Source organism: Aerococcus sp. Group 1 (assembly GCF_000193205.1).
GTDB classification, from domain to species: Bacteria; Bacillota; Bacilli; order Lactobacillales; family Aerococcaceae; genus Aerococcus; species Aerococcus urinae_A.
Genome location: NC_015278.1, coordinates 893,108 through 919,228, shown reverse-complemented (window position 1 = coordinate 919,228; position 26,121 = coordinate 893,108). Strand labels below are relative to the sequence as shown.

Annotated in this window: 24 protein-coding genes, 1 tRNA gene and 2 pseudogenes; 7 read left to right on the top strand and 20 right to left on the bottom strand. The window is 36.9% G+C overall.

The features are described 5' to 3' along the window. Positions 1–3: 3 nt before the first annotated feature. From HMPREF9243_RS04295 to HMPREF9243_RS04265, 7 genes are all read right to left on the bottom strand, one after another. Positions 4–966, bottom strand: a complete 963-nt coding sequence (locus tag HMPREF9243_RS04295; RefSeq protein WP_013669545.1) for a YihY/virulence factor BrkB family protein — start codon at positions 964–966, stop codon at positions 4–6. 104 nt (positions 967–1,070) lie between these two features. Further along, positions 1,071–1,361: a hypothetical protein gene (locus HMPREF9243_RS04290; RefSeq protein WP_013669467.1), complete on the bottom strand. Its 291-nt coding sequence runs from the start codon at positions 1,359–1,361 to the stop codon at positions 1,071–1,073. A 371-nt stretch (positions 1,362–1,732) separates the two neighbouring features. Continuing rightward, a complete protein-coding gene (locus HMPREF9243_RS09870) occupies positions 1,733–2,329 on the bottom strand; it encodes a hypothetical protein (protein ID WP_013668748.1) in 597 nt (198 codons plus the stop codon). A 156-nt stretch (positions 2,330–2,485) separates the two neighbouring features. Continuing rightward, positions 2,486–3,388, bottom strand: a complete 903-nt coding sequence (locus HMPREF9243_RS04280; protein WP_013670091.1) for a ribokinase — start codon at positions 3,386–3,388, stop codon at positions 2,486–2,488. Between the two features lie 165 nt (positions 3,389–3,553). After that, positions 3,554–4,078 carry a VanZ family protein gene (locus HMPREF9243_RS04275; RefSeq protein WP_013669136.1) on the bottom strand — a complete coding sequence of 175 codons (525 nt, stop codon included), beginning with the start codon at positions 4,076–4,078 and terminating at the stop codon, positions 3,554–3,556. Positions 4,079–4,108: 30 nt separating this feature from the next. Continuing rightward, a complete protein-coding gene (locus HMPREF9243_RS04270) occupies positions 4,109–4,933 on the bottom strand; it encodes a Cof-type HAD-IIB family hydrolase (RefSeq protein WP_013668615.1) in 825 nt (274 codons plus the stop codon). After that, the gene (locus tag HMPREF9243_RS04265; protein WP_013669367.1) at positions 4,914–5,690 is read right to left on the bottom strand and encodes a DeoR/GlpR family DNA-binding transcription regulator; all 777 of its coding nucleotides are present in this window, start codon (positions 5,688–5,690) and stop codon (positions 4,914–4,916) included. Before HMPREF9243_RS04265 ends, HMPREF9243_RS04270 begins: the two co-directional genes overlap by 20 nt. Positions 5,691–5,880: 190 nt before the next feature. On the opposite strand from HMPREF9243_RS04265, the gene HMPREF9243_RS04260 reads away from it, so the two are divergent. Beyond that, positions 5,881–6,099: a helix-turn-helix domain-containing protein gene (locus HMPREF9243_RS04260; protein WP_013669062.1), complete on the top strand. Its 219-nt coding sequence runs from the start codon at positions 5,881–5,883 to the stop codon at positions 6,097–6,099. A 27-nt stretch (positions 6,100–6,126) separates the two neighbouring features. Beyond that, complete coding sequence (locus HMPREF9243_RS09865) at positions 6,127–7,053, top strand: hypothetical protein (protein WP_155811976.1); 927 nt, start codon at positions 6,127–6,129, stop codon at positions 7,051–7,053. A gap of 202 nt (positions 7,054–7,255) precedes the next feature. On the opposite strand, the gene HMPREF9243_RS04250 is transcribed toward HMPREF9243_RS09865, so the two are convergent. Next, positions 7,256–7,327, bottom strand: a tRNA-Glu gene (locus HMPREF9243_RS04250). A gap of 202 nt (positions 7,328–7,529) precedes the next feature. Between HMPREF9243_RS04250 and HMPREF9243_RS04245 the strand changes: the two genes are divergently transcribed. The 3 genes from HMPREF9243_RS04245 (at position 7,530) to HMPREF9243_RS04235 (ending at position 10,805) form a co-directional block, all read left to right on the top strand. Next, positions 7,530–10,061 (top strand): M1 family metallopeptidase, encoded by a 2,532-nt coding sequence (locus tag HMPREF9243_RS04245; RefSeq protein WP_013668856.1) that lies wholly within the window; start codon positions 7,530–7,532, stop codon positions 10,059–10,061. Positions 10,062–10,257: 196 nt separating this feature from the next. Next, a complete protein-coding gene (locus tag HMPREF9243_RS04240) occupies positions 10,258–10,584 on the top strand; it encodes a DUF6442 family protein (protein ID WP_013669600.1) in 327 nt (108 codons plus the stop codon). Beyond that, the gene (locus HMPREF9243_RS04235; protein ID WP_013670052.1) at positions 10,584–10,805 is read left to right on the top strand and encodes a helix-turn-helix transcriptional regulator; all 222 of its coding nucleotides are present in this window, start codon (positions 10,584–10,586) and stop codon (positions 10,803–10,805) included. The genes HMPREF9243_RS04240 and HMPREF9243_RS04235 overlap by 1 nt, the downstream gene beginning before the upstream one ends. 144 nt (positions 10,806–10,949) lie before the next feature. On the opposite strand, the gene HMPREF9243_RS04230 is transcribed toward HMPREF9243_RS04235, so the two are convergent. The 9 genes and pseudogenes from HMPREF9243_RS04230 to HMPREF9243_RS04190 all read right to left on the bottom strand — a co-directional run bounded on the left by HMPREF9243_RS04230 (position 10,950) and on the right by HMPREF9243_RS04190 (position 20,714). After that, entirely contained in the window at positions 10,950–11,816 is an 867-nt protein-coding gene (locus HMPREF9243_RS04230) for a PPK2 family polyphosphate kinase (RefSeq protein WP_013669295.1), read from the bottom strand. 155 nt (positions 11,817–11,971) lie between these two features. Further along, positions 11,972–12,493, bottom strand: a complete 522-nt coding sequence (locus HMPREF9243_RS04225) for a PolC-type DNA polymerase III (protein ID WP_013669092.1) — start codon at positions 12,491–12,493, stop codon at positions 11,972–11,974. Positions 12,494–12,631: 138 nt separating this feature from the next. Beyond that, positions 12,632–13,906, bottom strand: coding sequence for a PTS ascorbate transporter subunit IIC (locus tag HMPREF9243_RS04220; protein WP_013670006.1), 1,275 nt, complete (start codon positions 13,904–13,906; stop codon positions 12,632–12,634). Beyond that, a complete protein-coding gene (locus HMPREF9243_RS04215; RefSeq protein ID WP_013668693.1) occupies positions 13,903–14,187 on the bottom strand; it encodes a PTS sugar transporter subunit IIB in 285 nt (94 codons plus the stop codon). The genes HMPREF9243_RS04220 and HMPREF9243_RS04215 overlap by 4 nt, the downstream gene beginning before the upstream one ends. Beyond that, positions 14,184–14,639, bottom strand: a complete 456-nt coding sequence (locus HMPREF9243_RS04210; RefSeq protein WP_013669813.1) for a PTS sugar transporter subunit IIA — start codon at positions 14,637–14,639, stop codon at positions 14,184–14,186. Before HMPREF9243_RS04210 ends, HMPREF9243_RS04215 begins: the two co-directional genes overlap by 4 nt. Positions 14,640–15,232: 593 nt before the next feature. Beyond that, positions 15,233–16,771 carry an ATP-dependent DNA helicase gene (locus tag HMPREF9243_RS04205; protein WP_041705998.1) on the bottom strand — a complete coding sequence of 513 codons (1,539 nt, stop codon included), beginning with the start codon at positions 16,769–16,771 and terminating at the stop codon, positions 15,233–15,235. Between the two features lie 172 nt (positions 16,772–16,943). Continuing rightward, the gene (locus tag HMPREF9243_RS04200) at positions 16,944–17,261 is read right to left on the bottom strand and encodes a hypothetical protein (protein ID WP_155811975.1); all 318 of its coding nucleotides are present in this window, start codon (positions 17,259–17,261) and stop codon (positions 16,944–16,946) included. Positions 17,262–17,432: 171 nt separating this feature from the next. Continuing rightward, the gene (locus HMPREF9243_RS04195; protein WP_013669319.1) at positions 17,433–19,676 is read right to left on the bottom strand and encodes a S8 family peptidase; all 2,244 of its coding nucleotides are present in this window, start codon (positions 19,674–19,676) and stop codon (positions 17,433–17,435) included. 5 nt (positions 19,677–19,681) lie between these two features. Continuing rightward, positions 19,682–20,714: pseudogene (locus HMPREF9243_RS04190) on the bottom strand (AAA family ATPase). A gap of 890 nt (positions 20,715–21,604) precedes the next feature. On the opposite strand from HMPREF9243_RS04190, the pseudogene HMPREF9243_RS04185 reads away from it, so the two are divergent. Both HMPREF9243_RS04185 and HMPREF9243_RS04180 read left to right on the top strand, forming a co-directional pair. Continuing rightward, a pseudogene (locus tag HMPREF9243_RS04185) lies at positions 21,605–21,849 on the top strand (AbrB/MazE/SpoVT family DNA-binding domain-containing protein). Then, positions 21,843–22,175: a type II toxin-antitoxin system PemK/MazF family toxin gene (locus tag HMPREF9243_RS04180; RefSeq protein ID WP_041705992.1), complete on the top strand. Its 333-nt coding sequence runs from the start codon at positions 21,843–21,845 to the stop codon at positions 22,173–22,175. Before HMPREF9243_RS04185 ends, HMPREF9243_RS04180 begins: the two are co-directional and overlap by 7 nt. Before the next feature lie 385 nt (positions 22,176–22,560). Here the strand turns inward: HMPREF9243_RS04180 and HMPREF9243_RS04175 are convergent, their stop codons facing one another. The 3 genes from HMPREF9243_RS04175 to HMPREF9243_RS04165 form a co-directional block, all read right to left on the bottom strand. Next, positions 22,561–23,355 carry a DUF1828 domain-containing protein gene (locus HMPREF9243_RS04175; protein ID WP_267993701.1) on the bottom strand — a complete coding sequence of 265 codons (795 nt, stop codon included), beginning with the start codon at positions 23,353–23,355 and terminating at the stop codon, positions 22,561–22,563. Between the two features lie 192 nt (positions 23,356–23,547). Further along, a complete protein-coding gene (locus HMPREF9243_RS04170; RefSeq protein ID WP_155811974.1) occupies positions 23,548–25,275 on the bottom strand; it encodes an AAA family ATPase in 1,728 nt (575 codons plus the stop codon). 251 nt (positions 25,276–25,526) lie between these two features. Next, complete coding sequence (locus tag HMPREF9243_RS04165; RefSeq protein ID WP_041705987.1) at positions 25,527–26,066, bottom strand: AAA family ATPase; 540 nt, start codon at positions 26,064–26,066, stop codon at positions 25,527–25,529. Positions 26,067–26,121 lie beyond the last annotated feature (55 nt).

The following is a 26,121-nucleotide window of genomic DNA, read 5'->3' as shown; positions in this document are numbered from 1 at the left end:
CGCTTAGTTATTCTTCTCTAAAGCTTCCGCTTGGATCGCCTTGGAGGCCCGTTTTAAGGGACTGTAGGCAATTTCCTTATCATTTAAGTGAGGGAAATCCGGGGATAAACTGACCTTATACTTAATACGTTGATCGAGATAGGTATCCGCATGTTTATAGCGGTAATAAATGGTATTGACTAGGCCTCCAACAATGAGCGCCATTCCATTTAAATACAGGTAAAGCATTAAGGCAATGAAGACTCCAATAGTCCCATTTTGAACCGAAGAACCCCCGGCAAACTGGACATAGACACCAAACAAGCTGGAAATTAAGAGAACAATAATGGCTGCAGTCACCGATCCAGGTAAGGCGTATTTCAGGGTCATGGGTTGGTTAGGAACCACGATATAGATAAACAACATTAAGATAAAAACTGAAACTAAGAGCACTGGCCACTTTAATCCCAGTAGTAGTTCCACAAAATCTAAAGGTAAGGGAACAAAATTGTTAATGATCTGGAGTAAGGTCTCCCCAAAGACAAAAAAGAGCGAGAAGACGCCCACACTCAGGACTAAGAGAAAGGCAATCAAGAAAGAAGCGATCCGAGTAATTACCGCATTCTTGTGGTCAGGATTGCCGTATACTCGGTTTAAGACCCGCTGTAAGGCGGAGAAACCGGCCGAGGATGACCAGATTACTAAGATGGTGTTAATTGAAAGACTCCCGGCACTGGTGGAATCTAAATAGGATTTCAAAGTAGGAATCAGCAAAGGCTCAATTTCATTAGGGAGAATGGCAGTAATCCACTCCACCGCCTGTGCTGAATCAAAAGGGAGTAAGGGAATAATATTGGCCACTAAGAGTAGCATGGGAAAAATTGCCAACAAAGCATAATAGGCCAGTTCGGCTGCTGAACTACCAATACTGGCATCCTGGACGCTCTGACTGGCGATCGGCACTAAGACTTCTTTGATTTTCTTCACGGATCTCGCTCCTATCTGGATAGATGTCTTACCCATTATACAATAGATCCGCCTAAGTGTGTCAATCAAGCTGGTGCAGTGTTAGCTTTTTAAGCGCCCTACTTTTAAATAGATAGCGAATTAATGAAATCCTTAGCGGTTTGACTCGAGAAAAGCGTTTCTCTAACGGTAAAAACGTAAAGGTCAAAGTCTCCCGATATTCCTTCAGCAAAAAAATAATTGCGATAGGTCCCCTGGGCCTCATCCCTAATGTGTAGGTCCCACAATTGATAATAGCCCTTATTGGTTTGAATAATTGCCCCTTTGTTAAAGTCGCGCTGGTAGCGATAACCTTTGACTTCTAACCAGGAACGGATATTTTTACGACAATGGCTTTCTTTATAGATCACTTGCATAATTATCACCTGATTTTATTTTATCGAACAGGTGTTCTATTTGCAAGTGAAGATATGAAAAACGATTTTCAAAAGATAGACTGGTAAGCATTCGTTTCGCTTTTGAATTTGGTCGTTAAAAAGCCATGGCATCGGTTCGAGCCCTAGTCTCTCACCTAGCGAGCTTCAAACGTCTAGTATGGCTAAAGCCTACTAGCCGTATTTCACATCGCTTGCTTGTTCATGGCCAACGACTAAATTCAAAGCTCCACTACTGCTCAAAGCTATCTACCAAAATATTCGATAACAGGTCATAGATGAATTAAATTGAGGAGCAAAAAACCAGAGCATCTGGCCCTGGTTAATTACGTGATAAATGAGGATTTAGGAAATTAGTTGACCTTTTGCCATTGTCCGGACACCAAGTCCATGCTGGTTAATTCGCCCGTTTGATTGTTGTAACGGTAGATAGCAACAAGGTTGGTGTGAATTTGGTTATTAGGTGATTGGCGGCGGATTTCCACTTGAACAAGATTATCGTCGACCTTAGAAGGCATGAAACTATAATCTTCGCTGCGGTAAATATTATCAGTGACTTGGTGGATCATAGGCACCACTTTCGCAATAATGTCATTAGAATTATTGGATGGGGTCACTGAACTGGCAGGTTTCTCAGCAGCTTCTGCTTGGCTCTTGCTTGCTGATTGACCTGGTCCCGCTTGACCACTTTCATTATTTGCTTTAACGCTTTTCCCCTTAACTTGGCTACTTGCCTTATCTGACTGACTCGATTTTTCTTGGTCAGTATCTTGCTTCTTGTCAATGTCCGCTTTTTGGCTGCTTTCCTTAGCTTGATTGCTGGAAGTTTGCTCGGTCTTGACATCTGATGATTGGTGCTTATCAGCAAAAGACACGCCCTGTTCGGAACAAGCCGCTAGCAGGACAGCGCTAAGTGTAACCGCGATAAAGCCTTTTAAATTTTTATTCATAATAAATCCCTCATTTATTTTTAAATAAATCATTTTCAAGTCGAGTGTATTCGTATCCACTCTGCTTCACTTATTATTTTACCACAGCTTTTAATCCAAAAATGATCAGCCCATAATCTTTACGATTTCCTAATTTTTAGCCCTGGAAAAGAAAACTTAGGCCTTACGGTAGTTCTCTAGGTCTTTTGGATAAGGCATGGCGGTTTGAGCACCAACCTTAGTGGTAGATAGGGTGGCAGCAATCGAAGACAGGCGGAGAGCCCCTTCCAGAGGAGTACCTTGAGCCATTAAAGCAGCGAAGGCTCCATTCATGGTGTCCCCTGCCCCAGTCGTATCTTTAACATCAGCTTCAATCGTTGGAATCGAAAGCACTTGGCCCTCATGGACATAGGAAATTCCTTGTGAGCCCCGGGTTACAATCAACAAGGCATCGTGGGCTTGGCTCCACTCTAACATAGCTGCCTCGATTTCCGAGTCTTCAATGTCACGGTCCAACATTCCGGCAAACTCAGTTTCGTTAGGGGTGACAATATCAGCCAGGTCAATAAATTCATTAATTCCTGAGTCAAAAGGTGCTGGATTTAAGATAGTCCTTGCCCCTTTTTCCCGTGCAATTGAAAAAGCCTGCTTAACAGTATCTAAGGGAACTTCTAATTGAGCGAGGACAATGTCGCCTTCCTCAACCAAATCAGCAAAGTCTTCACCGACTTCAACTAGACCATTAGCTCCCGGCAAAACCACAATGGAATTGTCTGCTTGAACGGAAAAAATAGCCGCCATCCCAGTGAAAATATTCTTTTCCACCTTGACATGGTCAGTGACTACCCCTTCCTTCTTGAGGTGTTTGAGAGCTTTGTCACCAAAGGAATCATCGCCAACGCTACCAACCATCCGCACATCGCCAGCTAAGCGGGCAGCAGCGACCGCTTGATTAGCTCCCTTACCGCCCATAAAATAATTGACAGTATCCCCTAAAATGGTTTCGCCAATCCGAGGTAGGCGGTCAGTCACCATGGTCATATCAATATTAATGCTACCAACAACAATTACTTTACTCATTTAGCTCCCTATCTTTCTATTCTTCACGCAACTTTTATGATAAGACGCAAGTTATGCTTTTCATAACTATAGCGCAATCGCTTACAATATAATCACCTTAAGTTTATCATCTTTTCTAGCCGCTAACAAGCTAGCTATCAGGTCTTAGGAGGGCATCCATTGGGACTAAATTGGGCCTTGACTTTTCTTGATCCAACCCTTTTTCGAAAGCCAGGAAAAAACTAAGATCGTCAGCAAGATAAAAGTCAGGGCGCCACAGGTATCCAGGTAGACATCAGCCAGAAGCCCGGTCCGATTGGGGGTAAATATCTGCCGTAATTCGTCAAAAGACGCATAGCCAAAAGTCAACAAGGTCGCTAAAGTAGCGCGAACTGGCAAGCTTTTAACATCCATTAATAAGGAGAGGTAGGCGAGGCTAGCTAGACTGCCAAAAAGGACAAAGTGAGCCCCCTTTCGGATAAAGAACTCAATAAAGGCATAGTAGTCGCGAGCTTGAATGGAAATTTCCTCTCCGGCATAAGAAAACGAAATACTACTGAGTAAGCTTTCCCCTGGGTGATTGGCTAGGGCCGACTCCAAAAGTGGGATTAGACTCTGGTCTTGGTAGGAAGTAGCGGAACTGGGAAAAGTCAAGACGAGTAAGAGAATTAAAGCAATAAAGGCAAGGTTTCGGATTTGTTTTAAGGTCACAATAGGCTCCTTTGAAATTAATATATATATTTATAGTACCCATCGACTGAGGGCCTGACTCACCCCATGATCATCGTTTGAGCTGGTGATTTCATCGGCGGCCGCTTGAACTTCCTGAGGTGCGTTAGCCATAGCAATTCCAAGCCCGGCTAACTGAAGCATGGGAATATCGTTAAAATTATCACCAATAGCCAGGCAATTTTCAAGTGGCACTTGGTAGACTTCAGCAATTTCGCCTAAGGCATTTTCTTTGGGAACTCCCTTAGCCGTCACTTCTAAGTAATTGTCCTTAGAGAGGTAGAAGTCGCAATGTTTGAAGTTAAGCGACTTAAGATAGTCTTCTAAACGGCTAATTTTGTCAGGCTGGTCAATTAGGAGAAACTTATTAATCCCAATCCCCTCTTCAAGTAAGGTCTGAGGGCCCTTAATAATCGGTTTATCCTGAGTAATAGCGGCTTCTTCATCCGTCCAAGGGCTCCTAGCATTAGCATACCAATCCGCTCCGGCATAGGGATTGATAGAAACTGTGGGAAATTGGTTTTGAAGGAGGTCAATTAGTTTCCCGGCTTCATTGGGATCAATCACATGGTTCACCAGAGCTTGGTCGAGTTTTTTCGGGTCACTTGGCACAATTAAGGCTCCATTATAAGTAGCGATTGGGTTCTGGTCGAGGTCCAATTCCTTGGCTAAGCCATACATGCCTCGGGGCGATCGCGCAGAAGCTAAAACAAAGGGAATCCCTTGCTTTTGAAGAGCTTTTATCTGGTCCTTCAATTGGTCATCGACCTGGTGGTTAGAATCGAGAATGGTCCCATCAATGTCACTGATTACTAGTTTAATCTGAGCTTGCGTCATGATCTTCTTCCTTTCTGTCAGTTTCAATTACTTCCAATCCATCAATCTTTTTAATCGCTTCAGGGGCTTGGGTCGTAATTAGATAATCGATTTCTTCCAGGTTCCCCGCTTGGTAGTGGCCGCTTTGTTGGAATTTCTCCGCTTCTGCTAGGAGAACGATGGTGTGCGAATTGTTGATTACCACTTCCTTAACCTGGCAGTCGGCTTGGTCATCATAGGAGATTTTTCCACTCTTTAGTCCCGCAGCGCCAATAAAAGCCACATCAAAATAGAGCTGGTCAAGTTGTTTGAGAGTGTCTAAGTTGGAAAAGAAACGATTCTTCGAGTAATACTTGCCTCCTAAGAGGTTAAAGTCTACCCCTTCTTTGTCACTAAAAATGAGGGCATTATCTAAAGAATGAGAATAAACTGTCATAGATCCTTCACTTATTTGGGCCAGTTGGCTAACCACGGTAGAGACATCAAAGAAGTAAAAGCCCCCTTTTTGAAGAAATTTCTTTGCCCCTTGCGCAATAGCTCTTTTGGCTTGGGTTGATTGCTTAGAGCGTCTTTGGTAAGGAGCAATGACTGGCATTTGCTTAGGCAAGATTAAGCCCCCATGGGTGCGGTGGGCAACCCCTTGGTCTTCCAGTAAATTAAAATCCCGCCGAACCGTATCCCTCGAAACCTCCAAAGCTGCCGTCATTTCCTTAGCCGTTAGCCGTCCCTTATCTTTTAATTCTTTCATGATTATGCTTAACCGTTCCTCTTGGTACATGGCTGTCCCCCTTCTACTATATTTTTCCTTAGCTTTATTCTAGCATGTTTTTATGTATTTGTAATTGATTTTATGCATTTATAAGTGTTTATATGTTCTATTACAATTAATTAACCTAAAAAGAACGCATATTCTATACACTTTAAATTATTTATCATTTATAATTGATTTTCTAAAGGAGGAGGTAATTATGAATTTAATTACTGGTGAGAGGATTAAAGAATTGCGTGAAATCCATGGATGGACTAAACAAAAACTATCAGATCTTTTAGAAATGAAGTCCTACACTTCTATCACTAAATGGGAACAAGGAAATAACTTGCCCCGTGGCGGTGAAATCATCAAACTATGTAAATTGTTTGACGTATCAAGCGATTACTTACTAGGTCTTAAAGACACTAAAAAATAAAAAAGCGCCCTTTTCAGGACGCTACTTTTGAACAAAAATATTATATCACATAAAGGGGGGCCTGATATGGGCAACTTTGTAAATAATTTTAAGTCTATGAGGAAAAGAAGTCAGATTATCTTTTCATTAATTTCTGGTTTTCTAACCCTCACAACTATTGGTTTTGCTATAGATCCTGAATTTCCCTTAGATGCATTGATATTTTACGCCATTGTGTCATTGGCTATTATTTCTGGTTTATTTGTTCTTTTATATAAATTTGATTCTGGCTATGAGGCTAGAGTAAAAAAAGCGGAATTAAGAAAAGCAAAACGTGCTAAGGAACATGCACAATTAATGCTTCAAAGAGAAGCAGAGAAAGAAGCCATAACCAAACATAAGGCGAAATTAGCTGAGCAAAAAAGGGTTGAAAAAGAGGCTAAGGCTGAACAAAAGAAACTTGAAAAAGAGGAGAAAGCCAAAAAGCGTGCTGAATTAGCCGAACAAAGAAGACTTGAGAAAGAAGCAAAGGATCGAAAACGTAAAGAGGATGCCATTAAAGCTGCAAGAGAATATACCCTAGAAATTGGATTTACCAAAATTAGGAAAGATGTTAATGGTCTATACTATTTTGGTAAATTCAGCGAAGAGGCTCCAAGATATAAATTGGAAAAAAGTGAGTTCTCCGGATCCACCTATAAAGAAGTTACTAAAACAAATGGTAAAAACAAGAAAAGTGGCCGCCTAGGTGGCGCTGTTGTCGGCGGTCTAGTTGCTGGCCCAGTCGGTGCCGCTGTTGGTGCCATGGCTACCGGAAAAGATAAGCATAACTCAACTTCTACAACTGAAATCCAAGAAGTAAGAGGAAAAGGTAAATTTTATTTTAGAAATGTTGAAGATCAAACTTTAAAACAAGTTGATTTTTTTGCAAAAAATGCTGAATACGAAAGCTATATGAACTTCTTTAATGATTAATACAGCAAATCGCCCTACTCAACAGTCTTAGCTGGTCTGAGTGGGGTTTTAAATATTATTAAAAGTGGTTAGAAGAGCTTTGTTAATTACATGGAAAATTAAAAATCTACCAACTTTTCTACTAACTTTTTTAGTAGGTATAAAAAAGGCCCCAAGAATACCTAGAAATCAACATCCTTGGGACCGCCTTAAAAAAAGACTATCACCCGGGCGGGATTCGAACCCGTGATTCCGCGCTGAGAACGCGGCGTCTTAACCCCTTGACCACCGGGCAGTGTAGTGCGTCATTTCCTGACGACAGTAAATAGAATACGCCTGATTTTTTCATTTGTAAAGACTTAATTTTAATGAATGTGGCTATTTATAATCAATAATGAAAAGAAAGCTGAAAAATTTGCCTTAATCCCATATAATAACTACTATAAAGGATGAATAATCCGTATAATTTAAGAAATCAATTTAGGGGAGGTTTTTCTATGACAGAAAATAAACGTCTACTCGACCAATTTGTGCCTGACCACTATGACATCTACTTGGACATTAGTCGCCAAGATAAACGCTTTAGTGGGACCACGACCGTTAGCGGCCAAGCAAAGGGTCAAGACATCGTTTTAAATCAAAAATATTTAACCACCGAAAAAGTTACTCTTGATGGGGAATTAGTTTCTTTCTCACAAGATGACCAAGCAGAGACCTTAACCATTGCCAATAATAAAGAAGGCCAAGTGGAAGTAGCAGTGACCTACCACGCTAACCTGACGGATACCATGATGGGAATTTATCCTTCTTATTATGAAGTCGACGGTGAAGAAAAGCAGTTGGTCGGCACGCAGTTTGAGACTACGTTTGCCCGCCAAGCCTTTCCTTGTGTGGATGAACCTGCTGCTAAGGCTACTTTCTCCTTAGCCATCAAATTTGACGAAAAACCTGGCGAAAGCATTATTTCTAACCAACCAGAAGTCAAGTGTGAAGATGGGGTCCACTACTTCGAAGAAACCGTCCGCATATCCAGCTATCTGATCGCCTTTGTTTTCGGTGACTTACAAAAGAAAATCACCCATACTAAATCTGGGGTTGAGATTGGTGTCTTTGCTACTAAGGCACACGAGGCTAAGGAACTTGACTTTGCCTTAGACATCAGTAAACGGTCCATCGAATTCTTCGAAGAATTCTACGACACGCCTTACCCACTGGAACACTCCTACCAAGTTGGCCTGCCTGATTTCTCAGCAGGAGCCATGGAAAACTGGGGGCTTGTCACTTACCGGGAAGCCTATCTCTTGATCGATCCGGATAACGCCTCCCTACCGACCAAGCAATTAGTGGCTACCGTGATTGCCCACGAACTCGCCCACCAATGGTTCGGTAACCTAGTCACCATGAACTGGTGGGACGACTTATGGTTGAACGAATCCTTTGCCAATATGATGGAATATGTGGCCATCGATGCCCTTGAACCAGAATGGAAGGTCTGGGAGCTCTTCCAAACCTCTGATGTCCCTGCTGCTCTGGAACGTGACGCGACTGACGGGGTCCAATCCGTCCATGTCATGGTCAACGATCCCGCAGAAATTGACTCCATCTTTGACTCAGCCATTGTCTACGCTAAGGGAGCCCGCCTCTTAGTCATGGTCCGTTCCTTATTAGGTGACGACGACCTCCGTCAAGGACTAAAAGCTTACTTTGAAAAACACCAATATGGAAACGCTAAGGGTCAAGACCTCTGGAATGCCCTCTCACAAGCTTCCGGCTTAGATATTGGGACCATTATGGACTCCTGGTTAGAACAACCGGGCTATCCAGTCGTATCAGCCAAATTAGTGGACGGGGACCTGGTCTTAAGCCAAGAACAATTCTTTATCGGCCAAGGTGAGGACCAAGGACGCCTCTGGCAAATTCCACTCCAAGCTAACCATGACCAAGTACCGGAAATCATGACTGAAGCTGAAATCACGATCCCTAATTTCCAAAAAGGTGAAAAAGCTTTCAGACTCAATGTCGGCAATAACTCCCACTTTATCGTTCACTATGATAAAGAACTTCTCGCTGATATTATTGACGAATTGGACCAATTAAGCGCCATTGACCAACTCCAAGTCTTACAAGACCTCAACCTATTAGCCAAGGGGGGTCGCTTATCTTACGCTAAGATCATTCCTTTATTAGACAAATTAGCGAACGTTGATTCAGCCATTGTCCATGAAAAAATTGCTGATAGCTTAAGTGTTATCAAGGGCTTCGCTAAGCCTGAAAGCGAAGAAGAAGCATTAGTGAAACAATACATCCGCTCCCTCTACCATAGCCAAGTAGAAGCCTTGGGTGTGGAAGCGCAAGCCGATGAAAGTCTGGATGCTGAACTCAGTCGCCCTATCATTCTGGCAGCTTCTCGCTACGCTGAGGACAAGGATGTTATTAGCGGTCTGCATGAACTTTACTTAAACTCTGGCGGCGGAGAAAACAAGGAAAACTTGCCGGCTGACCGTCGTGCCCTTCTCTTGAAGAATGAAGTGGTTAACTACGGTTCGGACGAGCTTTACCAAGACTACTTAACTGCTTACCAAAAAACAGCTAATCCAAGTCTGAAGGCTGACCTCCGTCAAGCCCTGACTGCTTCTAAGGATGAGGCCTTCTTAGACCAAATCGTGGGCCACTTCCAAGAAGCCAATGTGATCAAACCCCAAGACTTACGGGCTTGGTATCGTGGTGTCCTAGCTAACCCAGCTGGAGAAGAAAAAGCCTGGAACTGGCTACGGAATAACTGGGACTGGCTAGAAGCCAAGGTCGGTGGTGATATGGAATTTGCCACCTATATTACAGTGACAGCCGGAGTCTTCAAAACAGAAGAACGCCTAGCAGAATTCAAAGACTTCTTTGAAGAAAAAGTCGATGTCCCAGGTCTTGGTCGTGAAATCCGCATGGATGTCAAGGTCATCGAAGGCCGGGTGAACTTTATCAAGAAAGAAAAAGATGCTGTTTTAGAGAGTGTCGAATCTGCAAATAAAAATTAAAATTACAAATTGAATGCCAGCCAGCATTGACTGAGGAAGAAAAAGCAGAAGCATTGAGATGTGCTTCTGCTTTTTGCTTGGTCAAGATATTCAAAAGGTCAAGTTTTCTTCTAGATTAGCTTAACATTTGACAAGTATACTTGGCATGTTATCATAAAGTTGTGCCAAGTGTACTTGGCAAGAAAGGTGGAGAAATATGAAAAAAGAAGAAAAAGACCGTATCTTAGCAAAATACCGATCAAACAATCAAGACGAATACAAGCAACACCTAATTAAAAAGGCCGATGACTATGGTTTTGCTGCCATGTGCGTGGTGGCCATTGTTCTGATGGCAATAAAAGCCATTAATGGACAGAGCATTGCAGATATTGAAGTCCTCTTATTTACCTTTATCTCCGTCAACTTCTATAAAAGATATAAAATTAGCCAAGAAAAATCTGACCTTATCTTCTTTATCTTTACTTCTGTACTGAACATTGCCTTTTTCTTACGTTTTATAAATAATAGCTTTGGAGCAGCCTAATGGATAAAGAGTTAATCTTACACAACCGCCTAAAAACAATCCGTAAAGAAAAGGGTTTGAGCCAGCAGGCCTTAGCAGACATGATCGGCGTCTCACGGAACTCGATTTCATCGATTGAAACCGGTCAGTTCAACCCTACCGCTAAATTGGCCCTCATCCTCTGTATCGCTTTAGATTGTCAATTTGAGAACATGTTTTATTTTGAAGGTAACTTCTCTTAAAGAAACTAAAACAAAGTTCTCAAAATTTTTTCTCATTATTAGTTCCTAGTAAAAACGTGTTCCAAACTCAATGTAAGCGTCCACTTTACGAAAAGTCGACGAATTCACTGTGTGAATTCTTTTGACTTTTGTCACACTCTCGACTTATATTTCATTATTTCGCAATTGCTCAACGATTTGATTGGCCTTTTCTTGTTCTTCATCTGAGAAAGTAGGATATTGAGGATCGATTTTTTCAATGACCTCAGTTAAAGCTTCCGTGGCAATCTTCCGGGCTAACCAAGGATTGTCAGCGGGCAAGATGTACCAAGGCGCATAGTCACAAGCTGTGTTTTGCAGCATCTTCTCAAAGACTTCCTGATAGAGATCCCACTTCTTGCGGTCTTCAATATCTGAGAAGGAGAATTCATGGTTCTTCTCCCGCTCTTCGATCCGTTCTAACAGGCGCTCTCTTTGCTTATCTTTAGACATGTGGAAGAAAAATTTCACCACGGGAAAACCATTTTCACACAGGTATTTTTCAAATTGGAGAATTTGCTGGTAACGTTTTTCAACCACTTGGGGATCGTCTCGAATCTCTTGGGGTTGGTCATCGGAATCCAGCGAGTTATGCACTTGTGGTGCAATAATATCCTCATAGTAGGACCGGTTCAAAATCGCAATGGTTCCTCTTTCAGGCATGCCTTCATGCATGCGCCAGAGATAGTCGTGGGCAATTTCATTATCGGAAGGCTGTTGGTAAGAGGTCACCTTCAAGGCTTGAGGCTGTAAGGTTGAGAAGATATAGCGGATTAACTCGTCTTTCCCCGCAGCGTCCAAAGCTTGGAGAGTCACTAAGAGGCCGTGGGTCCCTTCTGCGGTTAAGCGATCATGCCAATCTACTAATTGCGGGACCAGGTCTTCATAAATCTCCTCTTTTAATTTTTCGTCCTCCGCTTCACTCAGATAAACGGTCTTAAAATCAGCCAGGCTGAAGTTACCGTCTGTCACTTTAAAATCTTTAAATTCCATGGCAGATCTTGTCCTTTCTTTAACAATCTTAAGTATTCATCACTTTTAATTTATCATGAAAACGCTTTTATAGGAAAAGAAAAGACTTAGGTCGGGTTGATATCGATCAATTGATGACACAATGAATGGGTCCCTTCACCTAATTTAAGACTGACTTAGAAATTCCCCTTACGAAACTCTTCCAAGATCAAGGCAGTGGCCCGAGAATCATTGAGACTATCGTGGGCCCGATTTTGGATGCCGTAATGGGCTTTGACTGTGGTCAGTTTATAATTTGGCGTGCGAATGGGACTCAAACGCGCCATTTCTAAGACGTCCATATGGGGTAAACCACTAAGGTCAATACCAGTATTAGCTCGCAACATAGGAATATCAAATTTCTTACTATTATATCCTGCTAGGGGCAAGTCCTTAATAAAAGCCATAAAATCATGGATAACCTGGTCGATCGTCGGCGATAAATAAACATCTGCATCGGAAATGCCCGTCAGCTGGGTAATCTTAGCTGGAATAGGACGGTCGGGATTGACTAATTGGTCAAAGGCCCCAATCTCCTTGCCATCCCTAAAGTGGACCGCTGAAATCTGAATAATCTTACTGGAAAATCCTAGTCCTGTTGTCTCCAAGTCAAAGGCAACATATTCACTGGGGACTTGAGAAAAAATATTATAAGTCATGAGCTGAGGGACTCCTTTTTAAACATTTTATTCGTTGATGAGTTATTTTCTTGTTAGTAATAACTATATAGTATGAAAAATTTTCTACCTTGAAAAGAAAAACCACCCTTCTCCTTAACTAGAGAAAGGTGGCTTGGATTAAATTCCTATCAGTCTTAAAAGATAACCTAACAAGGGTCCATAGAAGGCATAGTCGGTTTCAGCTAAGACCCGCATAATTTGGGCATAGTCCCCTACCATTGGTAAGAGGAGGGCTTGACCAAAAGTCAAGATCAACCCATTGGTGAAGGAAGCAGCGATTGCTCCGCGTCTTCCACCGGTACTATTACCAAAGATGGCTGTAATCGCTCCGGTAAAGAAGGTCGGAATCAGGGCTGGGAAGACTGGAATTGGATAGCCAATCAAACCTAAGACAAAGACGCCTAGGAAACCTGCTAATAAACTCATTAAGAAACCAACAATCACGCTCGTCGGATGATTAGGGAAAAGGAGGGGCACGTCTAGTCCAGGGATGGCATTTGGAATTAATTTAGCGGAAATTCCATGGAAGGCCGGCACTATCTCAGCTAAAAGCATCCGGACACCGGTAATAATGACCGTAATCCACATCCCAAAGGTTAAACCATTCATTAAACTAAAGGAGAAGATATCTTGTCCCTTAGAGACTTGGTCAACCACAAAACTAGGCCCAGCTAGTAGGGAGAGACCTAAGAATAGAGCCATCATGACTAAGGATAAGGCAATAGTCATCTCCCGCAAGAATCCGAGTGACTTAGGGAATTGGATCTCTTCAATATCCCGGCTTCCTTTACCGACTACTTTCCCTAACAAGGCCCCGATTAAGAGCCCTACGGATGAGGAGTGAGCGAGGGTAAAGCCTTGGCCCCCTTTGATGTTCTTCATAAAGGGATAAACATAGGCACAGGTTAGGGTTAAGTAAATACCAAGAATAATAGCACCAATAATAACTATAGCTAGAGTAGGTAAGCTGGTATTATATTTTAACAGGGCTGCAATTAAACCTGCATAGAAGAAAGAGACATGGGCACTGAGGTGGACGAATTTCAAGGGCGTGAAGCGGGCAATTAAAATATTAAGCACGAACCCTAAAGCAAAGATCAAGGCCATCTCGAAACCAACACCTTCAAGGCCTCCCATGGCTTGGTCAAGGCTTGGTACATCGACATTCAAGTTAAAAATCTTAATAAACATAGGTTGTAGTGGCAGTAAGGCCATCCCTAAAAACTTCCCACCTTCGTTAATTAAAAGAAACCCAATCATGGCCTTAATCACAGAAGACACGATCTTGTCGAAGGACTTCTTTTGGATCAGAAGTCCAATTAAGCAGACCAAACCAATAATAAAGACGGCCTGGGAGAAAATGGTTTGAATGAAATACAGTAACAGGTTCATCGAACAGCCTCCTCTTCGCTGACTAAGCTTAAGATTTGGCTTCTTAAATAAGCTTGGTCCAACATATTATCCATAATAATTAGGTGTTTCACTTGGTCCTCCAAACGTTCCGCAAAGGCTGAAGAGGTAATAATGACATCGTAGTCATAAGGATTGAGTGAAGAAATGTCAGCCGCTGCGACACTGCCTTCAATCCCTTCCTCAGCTAGAATATTTTGGGTGAAAACTTTTAACATCACGCTAGAACCTACTCCAGCACCACATACCGTTACAAATTTCATAAGTCATATCCTCCTAAATCGTTTAGATCGGCTAAAATTGTTGCTTTATCACTGGATTGAAACCACTTCTGCTTTAAGGCTTCCGACTGCAAGAGCTCAGCCAGCTGCATAAGGGCTTCAAGGTGTTTTTGGCTATCAGTTGCACTCAAGCACAGCATTAAGTGAACCGGATCATTTGTGGGATGAGAGAAGACAATGGGCTGCTTAAAGGTCACCAGACTAAAACCCGTTGCTAAAGCGCCCTCTTCCGGACGAGCGTGGGGAAAGGCGATCCCCGGCGCAATCACAAAATAGGGTCCCTGGTCGCGGTAGCGGTCAAGCATGGCTTGGGTATATGCCGGAGTAATTAAGCCATCTACTTCTAACAAGTTGCCGCCAAATTGAATCGCTGCTTCTGGATTATCCAGGTCGATTTGCAGGGCCATGCGATTGGGTTGAATAAAGTCTGTCATTAACTCTTCTCCTTTACTAATGATCAAGTACTTCCGGATGAGAACAGAAAAAAGCCGCATAGAAAGGTTAAGGAGACTTGTGTGAAATATCACAGTCTCACCTAACTGCCATCTATGCGGCTTCATTCTCTTCGATTACATCCGGCATAGACTCCTCTTCAATTGGGGATACCAAAATAAAGCGAGTCTAACCGTGCTTAGTTATCTCACTTTATTCTATGCCAGCCTTGCCAAGAAATAAATACTAAAGTCATGATGTAATCTCCTTAATAATGTTTTGATTTACTGATAGTTTAGCCTGACTAAGGGTTTCTGTCAACTTAGGAAAAAGGATCAAGAGTGATCGGATTTAGTAGCGGTGTGGTTATTTTTCACTTTAAAGTGATGCGTTTTGCGATATGAACTATAGCAAAAAAGCCCTTGTTGAGCTCTGTGGGTGGAGCTGGCAAGGGCTAGTTTGGGAATTAGCTTTGATTAATTATCGTAAGCCCGTAATCCGAAAAACTTGATGAAATTGTTCAAAGTACTAATTAATTATATGCCTGAACATGATTTCGAAGATTGGCAAGAAAGCGTAAGATACAGAAATTAAGTTATAAATTGTTCTCCCGTTGAAAAAGTTTAACTTCTTCGAAATCATGTAAGTGTTCTTTAAAAGGCAAACAATTTAAAACCAACTCTCTATGTGAATATGATTTATCATTCATTCTCGAATCCAACAATGTTAAAACCCCAACATCGTCATAGCTTCTAATTAATCTACCGCTTCCTTGTCTTAATCTAATAACCATTTCTGATTCGTGAATATTTATTTCTTCAGGCAGAGTATTTTCTTTATAATCTATTATTGCATCCGGTACAGGAAATGGGAGTCTAACAATTATTAAATTAGTTAATAGGTCTCCTTTCAAGTCAATTCCTTCCCAAAAACTACCAGTTCCTAAAATAATTCCTTTTGAATTTTTAAACTGCTTAAGGATTTCCTTTGTTTTTGATGAATTATCACCAGTGAATATCTCTTTTTCTGTGAGCGAGTTAAGGTTATCGTTAACTTGAATCAAGTCTTCTTTCGAAGTGAAAAGAACAAGGCTTCCGCCTTGAATTTCATCTGATAATTGAGCAATGTACCTTGCAATTTTAGAATAGTAAGCTTCATCACGATCATTATATTTCGGCAAACTATCAGGAATAAATAATCTACTGTTACAATAATTAAAGGGAGAATCTTTTATTTCAGACTCTTCACCAGAAAACCCTATCATTTCCTCTATATAATCATATTTTCTTTCTATTCCGATATAATTTGTTATTGTAGCAGATAAACAGATAGTAAGCGGTAATTTTGAAAAGAGCCACTCCCTTAGTTTTTGCGAAATACTATTAGGACAAATAAAATATATTACTCTATTTTTAGCCTTATTATATTTTGCCCAAATAATATAATTTGAATCGTTATAGAATCCATCAATAAAATTAAGAAGCATTAATAGACTCTCTTTAATAAACCTTTCATATTTTGAATCGAATTCATCATTGGTAATATTTTTAGTTTCTATATTTATTTGTATTTCTGAGACTAGTCTGTCAATATCATCATCAATCTCAAACGTGTTTAAAGGGATATAATCGATAACCTCTTCAATTTCATTTTTGTAAGATTTCGCTATATCATTAGATATATGTTCTAAGAAATCAAATAATTTACTCTTTACTTTATGAATACTTTCAAATAATTTATTATCTTGACTTGACGAGTAAACCCCTTCTATTAATGAAAATAGACCCTCAATGTTCCTTTTATCAATGCTTTTCTGAATAGAATCTCTTGTGACTTTTTCTAAATTGTGTACTTCATCAATAACTAGTAACGAATAGTTAAGCGGTAAAATATTATATCCAGAAGATTCTAGTTTTAAAAAATGAGCAATTAACAGGTTTTGATTAACTATTATAACTTTAGGTTTATATACTTCTATATCGTGATTATAATCCCTCACTTTATGTAAATTCTTACCTGAATTTCTTAATGAATTTCTCATCTGATGAAGCGGGCATAGGCTTTTTTCAATCTCTGACTTATCTTCACATATATGATCAGTTATTTTATCCCAATATTCAAAGGGGATCCCCATTTTGTTTTGTCTATCTGCCCCTAGTTGTATTTTCTCACGATAAAATTTTAACTTTTCTCTCTCAGTTTTATTTTTTCTTTGCTTATCATTTTATTGATTTTAGATAAGCATGGATAATTATCTCTCCCCTTGCCAACTACTACATCAATACTACTGTTTGGTAGACAAGAGCCTAATAATTTTTTGATAATTTAATATCATCTTGTAACTGTTCAGTCAATTGAATTGAAGAGGTAGCCACAATTAATGGTTCCCCAGTATATTTTGAATATAAAATCCCAGGAATTAGATATGCTAAACTTTTTCCAATTCCCACTCCAGCTTCACAAATAAGACTTTCTTGAGTATCTAATGAGCCAATAATATCCATCATTAAATGATTTTGACCTTCACGAGCTTCCAGACCGTGTTCATTGACCATATCATCTTGAACAGAAAAAATATCGTCACATAAGTAATCCAATATCGTCCTTCTTTCCAAATCAAACAAAAGTATTACTTCCTTTCTAAAAAAGATGGACAACTTCCTGAGTTCAAAGATAAAAATATCATGATCCATCCCTAACCATTAAGCTTAATCAGGTGGTTATCACACACTATCTCATCCACAATTTGCTCTACTTAGTCACTCTCTATGTCTTTACACTGCTTCATAACAACCTTATTCCAAATCAATTTCTTCCTCAGCAACATTATAAATATCAATTCGATTTTGAACATCAATAGTATTCACTAGCCATCCCCTAAACTGACATTGCTGTATGAAGTTTTGAATAAGATTACTACCATCAACTGCCTTCAATGTTACAACTAAACCAAAATTTAAATCATCACCGTCTCTAGTGTTTAATCTCTCCTTAGTCCTTATACTAAGCCCCCACAGTCCTTCTCCTTTCTTTTTCTTTGGACGTCGTTGATTACCTGCATCCGTTTTTATATTTTCGCGTATATGCTTTACATTGTCCCATTTTCTGTACGAATTCCTTGCTTTTTCTTCATCTAGAGATAAATATTCATCATTGGATTGTTTATTATCATTGATAGATTTTATTCCTATTGTTCCACTTTTATTTTTATTTAATCTTCCAAAATGAATATCCATTTCAGTATTGGTATAATCTACTCCCTGGTTTCGAGAGCAATTAGGAAAATAACAAAGAGTTGCTTTAGAAACAAAAGGCTGTTTCCCCTCTTTTTCTGGAATAGGAATATTGTAACTATACGTATCATACATTTCAGAAACACCGCTTATCATAAACTTAATTTCATCATTAGCACTATTTACGATCTTATCAATTTGAATTGGAACGACTCCATAACCATATAATTTTGGATCTTGCTCACTATTTGTCCACCCAGTGGCTGAATCAATTATTAGTGCTTTTGCAAGTTCTCTACTCAAACCTAATACATCAATCAGATAAGACATTTTACGTGCAATCCAAGGCGCTGCGAAAGAAGTTCCAGATACAAGAGACTCTCCTAATGGTCCACAGGTCTTTAAATAATTATTTGTGTCCCCTCCATAGTAACTAATATCCGGCTTATTGTAGAAAGATAAAACCCCACCTTCTCTTGCATATGATGTTGATTTCCCTTCAAAATCTACGGAATTTACAACCAACGAATTTATTGAATCAGCTGGAGCTCCAATTTTACGAACGCTTGAGGTTTTACTCCTATTCGTTCCAGCCACTATAAATACAACATCATTTTCAAATTGAATTTTATCCAATACTGCAGCTTCAGGGGAAATAAAATTAGGATTAATTTCCATAGCTGATCCCAAAGATAAATTCCAAACTTTTATATCCTTATTCGCTTTTACAATCTCTTTTATTTCTCTTAACACCGTAAAAGAACTAAACCTACCTGCTGTAGCAACTCCAAAATGCCTTACTCTAAATCTTCCGCATCCATCATCTAATTCAGGATTTAACCGTGGACCATCAACTATAATTGAAGATACTTCCGTTCCATGGTTATAATCTTCAGATGTTAGTTTTATATTTTTATCGACTCTATTTTCAAATTCTACCCATTTAGAAAAATAAACCCTATCATCAAACATTGTATCTATTACACCAATTGTTGGCTCATTTTGTGGTTCAGGTATCCAGGCTTTTATCGATTGGGTACTAAGAAAACTATCTCTATCTAAATTAGAAATATCACTGACAGCCATTGAAATTAAATAAGGCGCTTTTGATCTCAATAAATGATATTCATCTGGAGTAAGTAAAAAAGTGGTTTCATCCATTTTTCTTGTGTTTAAAATATCTATTCCCAATCGACTTAAAATTTCATAAGTATCTACTCCTGTATCATATATAGTTATAATCACATTGTTCTCTATGTCTTCCGTTACTTGCTCTACACCAAATCCATCTAAATAGTAGGCATCTACAATAATATTCACGAATCTACTACGTGATATGGTATTTTTAAATAAACTTTTATATTTATTTTTATTAATCTCATCAATGTTCTCATAAGTGATTTGCTTTCCAAAATGGTGAGAAAAAATATCAATCGCCTTAGAAATATTTTTAATGGCATCTGAAATTATCTCATTCTCTACGCAATATGTAATAACATGTTTTTTCTTTATTTCATTACTAAATTTGGCCCCAACTATAGATCGATTATTTTTGTCAAGAGTGCTATATAATAACCCTTTAATTCGATTACTTTTTGCAACAACATCTGTGTAATAAGCAGTTATTAGAGGTTTAATAGCTAATTTTTCTCTTTCCCAAAAATTTTGAACACTTATTAAATTATCTTTTAAATCCTCTAAGTGTGATAAGCTAACGGATTTATTTCTAGGTATATTTGAAGGCCCAGGCTTTCCACTAGCTTTTTGTTGTCGTAACTCCCCTTTTAATTGAAGAATATTATTCATTTACTTTACTCCTTTAATTCTCGTGAAACTTGACTCTTTGAGATTCCAGTCAATATTTCAATTTCTCTAACTGTAAAACCATTCGTTTTAAGTTTTTTAAATCTAAATTTTTATTATCAGAGACTGCAATATATAATCTTTTTAGATAGTCAAATTCTTCATTGGGATTACTAAATGCTAACGAAGTCCTTATAAGATTCTTTAAATCTCCTGGATATGGTATTTCCTTCATTAGAGAAATAATTTTTTAAATAATCTGATATTTCTCCCAGCATTTTGTACTTTATTAAGATAGTAATTTAAAATAATTTCTGCTATTTCAATTAAATCATTACGTGAATATCTATTAAAATTAATCACCGAATCAAATCTTCTGACTAACGCTTTATCAAAGCGTTCATATAAATTTGTAGTAGCAATTAGCAAAATTTTTTCGTTAAGACCATCTAAACCTTTTAAAACAGAAGTCGTTGCTCTTCCCATTTCCCTAATATCCTTCGAATTCGTCCGATCTAAAGCTAACGCATCAATCTCATCAAATAAAATAACAACCTTTTCTGGAGCAACTAATTCATTAATTTCATCAAATAATTCAGCAATATTTTTTGCCGTCTGTCCTAACCTACTATCAATGATGTAAGCAAAATCGACAACAAATAGTTCTCTTTCTAATATCCTGGCTATATTCCTAGCTGTTTCAGTCTTACCTGTTCCAGGAGCTCCTTGAAATAAAAATTTATTCACACCAATACCGTGACCGACTGCATTAATGATGCCGATAATATCTTCCTTTATCGGTTCTGGAAGAGGAAGTGGATCCCCCTTTAATTCTACTTTTTTAACAAATTTTAACTGGTTATCATTCATCTGTGGGGTAAATGTATTGGCATTTGAAAGAAGAGCCATAATGTATTCAGATAATTGATTATCTCCAATTTTTTCAAACTCACTTGCAATTTCATAGGCTTCATTACGAAAACCTGCATCATTTTTATCAGCATAATATCTGATCAAATTTATTATATTTGCTTTCTTCATTTTTAAACTTCCTCCCTTACCTCCATTTATCACTAGAATTAGTATAAAACAAACGGGACTTTTTATCAATATTTGGGACATTTTTATAAATAAAGAAGAAGTTCTTTACTACTTCCCAAAAACCTCTTGCCTTATCAGCAAGAGGTTATATTAACCATATCTAATACAAACAAATGTTTACATCTACCATCAACACAACACCTAACTCTAATAGCAAATATTCCAGGTATTTACCTTATCTTTCACTCCCCCCGAATTACTTATCTCTGCGGTTACCTGAGTAACAACAGCGTCACCTTTAAATTAATCGATATTGCGATTGTAAATAATATTTTTCTTTATAAGATTTTCATAGACAAAGGCAGGAGCGACTTCAGCCATAGTGCCCCTCAAAACTCCTTGAACAGCAAATTTAGAAAGCGGTATGAATCATTCTTTATAGTCAAATGTTAAGTTTCCACAACTTGTAGAAACTCAAAAACTAGCTAAGCAATGTGATCCTCGCCCATTCGGTTGGTTTAACAAAGAACACCAATCATATTTTGCGTGTTATATATTCACAGTTAGCTAGCAATTAGTCAGCATCCTTAGTAGACAATAAATCAAATATTCAGATAGAAAATTAAAACTACCTTGACCCGTTCCTTATCATCTGACAGCGAAACCACCGTTAATTTGCTTTGCAACGCCAATAAATTACATTTATACCATCCTGAATATTTATGGCCTCCAACTAAGCTTACTCTCTTATTCAATTAGCATTAACGTCTCTTCTCAAATCATATAATTAAATAAATGATTTGAATTACCATAATATCTCCCATACAATGTATATACATAATTATACCCCATGCAGGGTATATTCACTGTAGCTTAGAAAGGAGCTTCTTATGCCTTTAACAATCAATAAATGGGGGAATAGTTCAGCTATCCGTCTGCCAAAACAATTGCTTGAAGAATTAAATTTGTCCCAAGGCGACAAATTGGATTATCAAGTGAAAAATGATCAACTAATTATAAAAAAATAACCGAAGTTCCTGAACTTACGGTTAAAGATTTGTTTGAAAATTATCATGGGGCTCCTGTTAATGAAAAACCTGTATTATTTGAACAAAAAGGAAATGAAAAATGGTAAAAGTAAAGCAGGGGTCGATTATAAAGATATATTTGGATCCAAAACAGGGTCATGAACAAAAAGGCTACAGGCCCTATATTTGTTTGAGCCATGGAATTGTTAATAAGTACTCAAATATTGCAATTTTTGCACCGATTAGTAATACAAATAGAAAATATCCATTTTATGTTGAATTAGAGCAGACTAAAACTACAGGAAAAGTCTTATTAGATCAACTAGTGACCATCGATTTTAATGCCAGAAGCTATAAGTATATCGAACAAGTGCCAGACGATATACTCATTGATTTGTTGGCTCGAGTAAAAGTGCTATTTGAAAAAGAATAGCTATATAGAGGCTTAAATTAACAAGATATATATGAAAAACCGTAAGAGACACAGTGCTCCTACGGTTTTTCATATGTAGTATTTAGTACAGTTAATATATAAAGTCCCTATATATCACTAAGATTCAGTTGGAAAAAATCCACCAAACGCTTATTGAAAACCCTCTCAATGAGACAGCACACTATCCCTAATAAAATAACTGATTAATAAATAAAAATACCAATTATTTATTTAGACAGCTTTCTTTAGTTAAAGGTAAAAAATGACAATCTTATCTAAACAAAGGGTTTAAATATGTTCCAGTAAAATTATTTCAATCCACGCACTAATAAAAAATACATCATCAAATATAGATTTATCTGCCTATCTCGACATGCCAAATATGTTATTGGTTTGCAACTAAACTGGGATTATTTTTAACTTCTGAATAGAATAGAGGAACAATTTTTGCAGTACTGTTTTCAGAAAAAAATTCTTTAATATCAGTCATATTTTTTATTGGATAATTTATATCATCATATATAGCCTGATAGATTGCGTTTGTCTTAGAATGTCTTAATAACTGCGTATCCATTGTTAACAATTTAGACCGATTTAAATCATTACCATTTCGAATCGTTCTTATTAATTTTTCGCCCTTCTTGGTTGGTACAGAAAAATCAAATTGAACGGTTATCCCACTTTTCCCTGGAAATGAAGGCTTCTTTGAATTAAAAATACCATTCTGATCAAGAAAAGATGATACTTCTTCATAAAAGATATGTTTAACATTATTATCTCTTAAAACAATTAAATCATTGACCTGCATAATCGCTTGTAAAAGTCGTTGTTTTATGATTGGAAACTTTTCATAAGTGGCTGTCACAGTAAGTTCACTGTCTTCAATTTCTATTCCAAGACTATTCGCTATATTATTCAGTAACCTATTTCTAGTCGTTGACTGTTTTGAAAAAATCAAACCATGACTTTCTAAATCATTAAGCGTCCACCCATCGTCGGTTAGTCGAATTTTTTCTTCATTTAAAAATTCAGCATACATGACGATAGTATCAAATTTATTATCCAAAAATGGTGTATCTATTTTTACTACTTTTGAATCGATATCTTCATATTTGTACTCATTAAACAACCAGTTAAAATATAACTTTTTTAGAGTAAATGCATTAGACAAATTCCTCACCTTCTTCCAATTTGGTATTAGTATAAATCATAAATTGATAGAACGCTTCTACTAAATTATTGATATTAGGAAGATTACTTGTCTCTAATGGAATTGTATCAGTATCCTTTTTAGCCCCTTTTTAGATTACAATAAACAGACCAGAAAAAATCGTTTTATCAAATTGTAGCAATTAAAATACTGAATAATTATTTATATATTAAATTTTGGAATCCAACTTTGTATGGTATTTTCTATATTACCCTTGCTAGAAAGTGTAATAATATTATTTTTTACATGCAACCTATCAAGTAAATATAAAAATGAAATAGTATCCCGAGCAAGTTTTTGCTTTTCATTGTAAGAAAATTGAGGCATATAATTATAATCTGTGATAGATTCAGCCTTTTCTTTTAAGTGACTTTCACTATTTAATACTAAATGATTCATCAGATTTTTATAGTAGATTTGAATATCTTTACTTCCTAATAAGCTCAGGACTTCGTCATTATTAGTAAGATAGGTAATTCCGCTGTTATAATTAAAAGTGCTAAAGGCTTCTAGCACTCTTCTTATATTATTTCCAATTGAAAGTTCAGCCTGAGATTTATTATTGTCAAATTCGCCATTTCCAAACATATAAATGTTTGTCATTAATTTTCTATAAGTTTTCTCTGGTTGATAATTTATTAGAGGTTTATCTTTATGATTTCTTATTTCTTTTACTTCATATTGTATTTTATTTGAAAGATTGGAATGATTAACTTTACGCTCTTCATCAATATCATCTAAAATTTTCTTCAAATCAAAAATTACCCCTGTATCATGACTTTGAACCAAAATTTTTGATTTTTCATTTGATAATAAAATAGACCCAATTTCATATCTTAGTAGTGACATAATACCTAGCCTATTAGAATGGTCAAAACTAGAAATAGGGTCATCCAAGACCAATAAAATTTCATTTGTGTAAAATTCTTTTTCGCTATAATTTTCGTTAATTTTTGTAAAAAAGTAACTTAAACTAATTAAATTTCTTTGACCAGTAGAAAGCTTCTCTAGAGCGATTTTCTCATTATTTACTAAAACATAATACTTATGATCCTCAGCTTGAATTTTTATCTGCCCTTGAGTATATGTAATATAATTAATTCTTTTGTTAATTTCATCTACCGCTATGTTAATTTGCTCCATTTTGGATTTTAATTTTTGTATTGTCAAATTTTCATTATTGATTTGCGTTTTTAAAGAATTATACGAACTTTTCTCATTCTTCTCCTCATTATCTATTTTCCTTACTTCACTATATAATGCAAAAAAAGAAGAAAATTCTTTTAAATAAGTATATAATGTAAATTTATCATTTTCTATCGTTGCTTTGAATATAAGTTTATCCTGATCAGTTAAACTTTTATTATGAGCATCAATTTTCTCATTAATCTCATTTATATAATCTAGTATTTCATGATATTTTTCGCTTAATTGCCCATCTAACTCATTATTTATTGAAGTATATAACTTATCTTTTTTATCCTCCAATATATTATTTGTTGATTTTACTAATACATTATATTCATCTATCAGTTCTTTAAGTTTTTGCTGCTCTTGAGGAAAATATGAATAAAAATTATCTCCCAACTCTAAATCGTTTTCAAAAGATATTTGAACTATTTTTTTGTCTTCAATTTTATCTTTAAATTTTTTTACTTTATTATTTGTTAATTCTTTTACTATAATTTCATCTAATTTATTTTGTAACTTATGAATATACTCGTTATTAATTTCTTGATAACACATCGAACAATAATTTTGTTCCATCTCTAATTGGTCTTTTAATTTATTAAGCGATGAGTCTATGTTTTTCTTTCCTTCATTTTCATAGACTTTCATAATTTTTCTAGATAAATCATCTGCGATATTTGAATCACTTTCTTTTTCCAACGTTCTATCCAATAAATAATTAATATTTTCTTCAATACTATTATCAAATTGGTACTCCAAATTTAGTTTAATAAGACTTTGCTCATTTCTAGCCTTATTTAAAGCAATTATTGACTCAGATAAAATAGTATCTAGGCTTTTTATTTTTTGAGAGACTAGCTCACCATAATTATTTTTTAAATCTCCATTTTCATATAATTCATCTTTAATTTCATCAAAAAGACCTTTAAAATTTAAAACAGTCTCTTCATTTACCGTAGAATTTTTTTAGCATTTTTATTTCTGATTTTACTATCTCGCTCGGCCCAACTTTCACTGCCTTTAAGTATTTTCTTCATTTTATTTATGATTCTATTATATTTATCTCTAATATCTTTATGCTTATCACATAATTCTAAAAATTCATCTTTTAATTTTGAACAATTTTCCCCATGACTTTCAATCTGTTTGTCAATTTCTTCGGATTCACCAGTCATAACAATAGCGTTGAGTTTGCTATCTTTAGCAAAAATAAAGTTTTCTTTTATAAAGTCTTCATTATATACATGAATCGGACAGATTTCGTTAAAATCTAAAATATTATCATTTTCATCTAAAAAAAGAACAGTTTTATCATCTTTATAATTTTTTAAAGTTCTCGATAATGTTGTTTTACCAACGCCATTTCTTCCATAAATTAAATTGACCCTTTTTTCTTTAAACTTACTATTATCATTTGTAAAAAAATCTATTCTTAATTCATCATATTTTAATGGTAAGTCATTAAATACCTTAATGGAATTAAACGTCATGTTTTTACCTCCATAGTTCATATGAATTTGCATTAATATCTGAAAATGAATATTT